This window comes from Klebsiella sp. 28 (assembly GCF_018223905.1).
Lineage (GTDB): Bacteria > Pseudomonadota > Gammaproteobacteria > Enterobacterales > Enterobacteriaceae > Klebsiella > Klebsiella pneumoniae.
Map to the genome: position 1 here is coordinate 1 of NZ_JAGRQY010000247.1, position 4866 is coordinate 4866.

Here is a 4866-nt window from a genome sequence, read left to right on the forward strand (position 1 = left end):
CGCTCCGCGTTGCGCTCTTCCGCTTCATCCAGGCCGCTGAAGACCAGGTTGTCGAGATCAATTTCCATAAGTTACCTATCGTTGCTGGTTTTGAATCAGGGTCAAGTATAGGGCATAACCGCCAGCGGATGTAGCCGCGCTTCGCGCCGAAGGCACAGAGCGTTAAGTCGCTGAGCGGAGGGCGTTACCTACCATAATTCATCGTTGACAGAATAAGTTTAACGACAAATAACGTCGCCAGGATAATTTCCTGCCTAAATATTAAATGAAAGGACAACGAAGGAGTAATTAAGCGTTGACGAAACGCTTTTATGTTAATATGGCCGCGATTATGGATGAATCTATGGATCTTAATCAATGGAACATACTGTTGCAGGCGCCATCAAAGAATGGCGTAAACATAATAAAGTGATCGGTCAGGTCAAAATAAGCTATAAAAAAATTTTACGAAAATGCAGAGAGCTCTCGCTCGCAGGAGGTAAATACAGAGAATATCAAGGATTTTGTGCGAAATATCAGTGCGCGCGGTTGACCGCGGTGACCAAAGGACTGGTGCCTTTTGAGGATAAACCGTTTAAAGCGTATCTCAATAAACGGCTGTCAAAACGACGCAAACTGGATATTGCCCATGGTTCACTGAATTTCATCGAGAAAACGTTTCACCCTGATGTCCTGCCGCAGCTCTACAATGTCGCGGATTTTGGCCGCGAGATGTTTTCTATTCCCTTGAAAAATGGCGATAAGCTTGACGTTAAGCTGCTGGCCTCGCCGTTTCAGGAGGAAGGGGAGCTGATGCTGCAGCTGTTTCTTGGCGACCGGCGCGTCTATAGCGTCTGTTTTTCCTGCACCGACGATGGCCGCGCTTATATCGGCGGCATTCAGGGCGGGAAAGATATCACCAATGACGAAGTGAAGGTGCTGACTAAAGAGCTGCATGGCGCGCGGCCGAAAAATATCATCATGAGCGTGCTGTATGGTTTGCTGCGATATTTCAACATCTCCACGGTCTACGCCATCGATTCTGATTACCACGTGAAAAGCGATCTGGTGAAAGCCAGTTATTCATCGCTGTGGCTGGAAATGGGCGGTGAGAAACAGGCTCGCGGCTGGTATAAACTGCCGGCGCAAGAGATCAAAAAGAGTATTGAAGAGGTGAAAAGTAAGCACCGGAGCCAGTTTATTAAGCGCGAAGGTCTTAAAGAGCTGATTCAGATTAATATGGCGAATGCCCTGCAGCAAATTACCTTGTCTGCGCGGGTGAATTAACGCCACTCACACGTCAGGCGGGCAGCAGGGGGCTGCTGCCCGCCTGACGATTTCCTCTCTCCCCAGGTCGCTGTGCCGTAGGTTACTGCCCGCTCTCGCCGATTGGTGGTGACGCGGAGGCGGTGAGCAGCTGAGCGCTGCGCCACCATACCATCAGGGCGACAATCGCGATAACGCTCAGCACGCCGAAGGCGGTGGCAAAGGAGTAGTGCCCGGCGATAGACCCGGTTAACGCCGGACTCATTGCCGCCCCGGCGCCCTGCATCAGCATCACCACGCTCTGTCCGGCATTAACGTGCCCGCTGCCGCGCAGCAGCAAGACGATAAAGCTGGGCACCGCCACCCCCAAAATCCCTGCCGCCAGGCCATCAAGAATTTGCACCGGGACCATCATCGCCGGGGCGTCGCTGGACGCCGCCAGCGCCGCCCGTATGGGCATGATCACCAGCGCCAGCAGAATGCATCGCCAGTAACCGTATTTGTCGATGCTGCCGGCGACCCGGATGGCCACCGGGATCATCACCACCTGCGAAATAATCACCGTGGCGGCGGCAAACAGTCCGGGATTGAGGTGTCCCGGCGCGGCGGCGATCCGCATGCTCAGCATCGGCAACAGCGCGGCATTGGCGAGATGGAACAGCATCAGGGTCACGCCGGCGATCAGCAGCGGCGTATGGCGGAAAAGGATGGCAAACCCCGGCAGGGAGGGCGTGGATGCCGCTTCGATGCCGCGGGCGGCGTCATCGTCGATATCGCCGCCGCGGATCGCCAGCAGGGCGACCAGGGTAAGCAGCGTGGTACAGGCCATCAGAATGAAAATGCCGCCGATGCCCCAGTACCAGGCGATAGCCCCGGCCATTAGCGCGGTGAAGAAATTCCCCGCGTGGTTGAAGGCTTCGTTTTTCCCCATCTGGGCGCTAAAGCCGCGCTGTCTGGCAAGACCGAGGGTAATCCCGGCGATCAGCGGTCCGACAAAGGCCGCGCAGATGCCGCTGGCGACTTGCGAGAGGGCGACCACGCTGGTCTTCTGACTAAACCAGAGCAACAGGGTGGTGAAGGTGATCGCCAGGCAGACCCCGGCCAGCAGCAAGCGCTTATGCCGCGAGCTGTCGGTGATGAAGCCGGCGGGCAGGGTCGCCAGCAGGCCAGCGATACCGCCGACGGACATCAGCAGGCCAATGTCCTCCGCCTGCCAGTGACGCTGGGTGAGAAAGATCCCCAGAAACGGGCCGAGGCCGTCGCGCACATCAGCAATAAAAAAGCTGGTCAGACATAAAGCCCGCAGAGAACGAAGCGACATTTTCTACCTTTAGCATGCGCGATCTGCGCGTCGGAATGGCCGGGTCGGGGTTGCCGGATACCTTCATCCTTTATCGCACCGTTCGATGAAACAAAAATGTCCCGCGCTCGTCGGGTACCGTGGCTATGCAACATACCCGCTTGCGGCGGCTTTCGCCAGAGGCGTACGAAAGTTCTGTAGCGGCGCTATTAGCGTTCGTCTGCCTTGACGATCTGCAGGGCGGCGGGGCTCGCCACGGCGCCGCTGGCAGTAATAAACCCCGGATGGACAGCCTCGCCACTGGCGCTGTCCACCAATGCTATATGCGGCGCGCTGTGCAGCACGTGCTGATGGCCCCATTCCATCAGGGCGAACAGCACCAGCGCCAGGCTACGGCTTTTATCGGTCAGAACATATTCATACCGTTCGCGGGAGCCGGCTTCCCGGTAGGGCACTTTGCTGAGCAATCCCGTTTCGGTCATGGTTTTTAACCGGGTGGTGAGCGTCTGGCGGGTAATATGGGTGTGCGACAGCATCGTTTCAAAGCGCGTCACGCCGTAAAACGCCTCGCGGAGGATCAGCAGCACCCAGCGGTCGCCGAGTATTTTGGCTCCTTCCGCCAGGCCGCACAGCGCCGGGTCGAGGTAGGGCAGTGATTTATTTTTTGACATCGCGAGATTGACCTTCTACTCTGAGTTTGAATTTTAGACTTAGATGCTAAGGAGCATAGCGTGCCATTTGTTAACGTGCAAACCATTAAAGGGATCATGACCGCGGAACAGAAAAGTGAACTGCTGCGACGGATGACCGATCTGCTGGTGGAGATTGAGGGGCTGGGCGATCCGCAGTTCCGCCAGTCCGTCTGGATCCGCATTGACGAACATGACCCGGAGCAGTGGAGTCTGGGGGGCGTCCAGCCGACGGCCGCGATGATCGCGGCGAAATTTGCCGCCGCGCGACGCGACGGATCCCCGGAATAAAACGGGCGGCGAAGCCAGGCCCGGCGGTCTGGCGCAGAAGAGGGGCCAGATCGCCGGGTAATATTGCGATTCGCTATGATGCAAAAGCGTATTTTGCGGCTAAGGTAACGGTCAGGGAACCCAACAAACAGGGCGCGATGCCAGACGGCCAGCCTGGCGCCACTCTCAAACCGGTGAAAACAACGGATGTCTACAGAACACATGCTGCCGCTGGCGGTGCAGAACAAAAATATCCTTCGCCTGGCTGCCGCTCAGGCGCTGGCCGGCGCCAACTCGGTGGTCTTCTACGCCACCGGCGCCATTGTGGGTAACGCGATTGCCCCCAGCCCGTCGCTGGCCACGCTGCCGATCACCCTGTTTGTGCTGGGGATGGCGGCCTCGATTCTGCTTTTCGGCGCGCTGGCGCGTAAGCGGGGCCGCAAAGCCGCGTTTATGGCCGGAACCGGCGCCGGGGTGGTCACCGGTCTGGCGGCCGCTCTGGCGGTGGTGCTGGGCTCTTTTCTGCTGTTTTGCTTCGCTGCGATGCTTGGCGGCGCCTATGCCGCGGTGGCGCTCAGTTTTCGCTTTGCCGCCACCGACGGCGTCGCTCCGGAACGTCGTGCCCGCGCGCTGTCGCTGGTGATGGGCGGCGGCGTGGCCGCCGGGATCATTGGCCCGATGCTGGTCACCGGCACCATGCACCTCTGGCCGACTCATACCTTTGCCTTCACCTTTCTCGCTCAGGCGCTGGTGGCGGCGCTCGCCGCCATTCTGCTGGCAGGCGTGACATCGGCGGAGCCCGCGGCGTCCAGCGTTCGCGGAGGGCGGCCGCTGCGCGAGATTGTCCGCCAGCCGGGCTTCGCCACCACGGTGTTCAGCGGCGCGGTGGCCTATATGGTGATGAATTTTCTGATGACCGCCGCGCCGCTCTCCATGCATATGCACGGCCTTTCCCAGCAGGCCGCCAACCTCGGGATCCAGTGGCATGTGATGGCGATGTACGGTCCGGGATTTGTCACCGGCCGGCTGATCCAGCGCTTCGGCGCAGTGCGCATGGCGGCGGCGGGATTGCTGATCACCGGCGCATCGGTGGCGGTCGGTCTCAGCGGCGTCGGGGTGTATCATTACTGGCTGTCGCTGATTTTGCTCGGCATCGGCTGGAACTTTGGCTTCACCGGCGCGAGGGAGCCCCACAGCACCGCGTTCCAGCCGAAGGCGTTGAGCAGAACGCCGGACGAAAACGAACCCACGATCATCACGCCGAAGACCAGAAAATCGTTGAGCGACTGAACCTGGGTCTTCTCTTCCGGGCGGTGGAAATCGATAATTTTCGCCGAGGCGCCGGTGAAGCCAAAGTTCCAG

General features: G+C 58.9%; 4 protein-coding genes and 3 pseudogenes. 3 read left to right on the forward strand and 4 right to left on the reverse strand.

The window, feature by feature from the left end:
• A pseudogene (locus KHQ28_RS29400) lies at nt 1-68 on the reverse strand (hypothetical protein); the annotation flags it as partial.
• 289 nt (nt 69-357) lie between these two features.
• Between KHQ28_RS29400 and KHQ28_RS27435 the strand changes: the two are divergent.
• Complete coding sequence (locus KHQ28_RS27435) at nt 358-1266, forward strand: DUF535 family protein (RefSeq protein ID WP_032418868.1); 909 nt, start codon at nt 358-360, stop codon at nt 1264-1266.
• A gap of 82 nt (nt 1267-1348) precedes the next feature.
• Here the strand turns inward: KHQ28_RS27435 and KHQ28_RS27440 are convergent, their stop codons facing one another.
• Together KHQ28_RS27440 and KHQ28_RS27445 are read right to left on the reverse strand one after the other, a co-directional pair.
• Nucleotides 1349-2566: an MFS transporter gene (locus tag KHQ28_RS27440; RefSeq protein WP_004175768.1), complete on the reverse strand. Its 1218-nt coding sequence runs from the start codon at nt 2564-2566 to the stop codon at nt 1349-1351.
• Between the two features lie 188 nt (nt 2567-2754).
• Nucleotides 2755-3216: a helix-turn-helix domain-containing protein gene (locus KHQ28_RS27445; RefSeq protein ID WP_016531583.1), complete on the reverse strand. Its 462-nt coding sequence runs from the start codon at nt 3214-3216 to the stop codon at nt 2755-2757.
• 60 nt (nt 3217-3276) lie between these two features.
• Between KHQ28_RS27445 and KHQ28_RS27450 the strand changes: the two genes are divergently transcribed.
• Nucleotides 3277-3525: a tautomerase family protein gene (locus KHQ28_RS27450; protein WP_032418869.1), complete on the forward strand. Its 249-nt coding sequence runs from the start codon at nt 3277-3279 to the stop codon at nt 3523-3525.
• A 186-nt stretch (nt 3526-3711) separates the two neighbouring features.
• Nucleotides 3712-4686: pseudogene (locus KHQ28_RS27455) on the forward strand (MFS transporter); the annotation flags it as partial.
• On the opposite strand, the pseudogene KHQ28_RS29405 reads toward KHQ28_RS27455, so the two are convergent.
• Nucleotides 4629-4866, reverse strand: a pseudogene (locus tag KHQ28_RS29405) (MFS transporter); the annotation flags it as partial. The pseudogenes KHQ28_RS27455 and KHQ28_RS29405 sit on opposite strands and share 58 nt — an antisense overlap.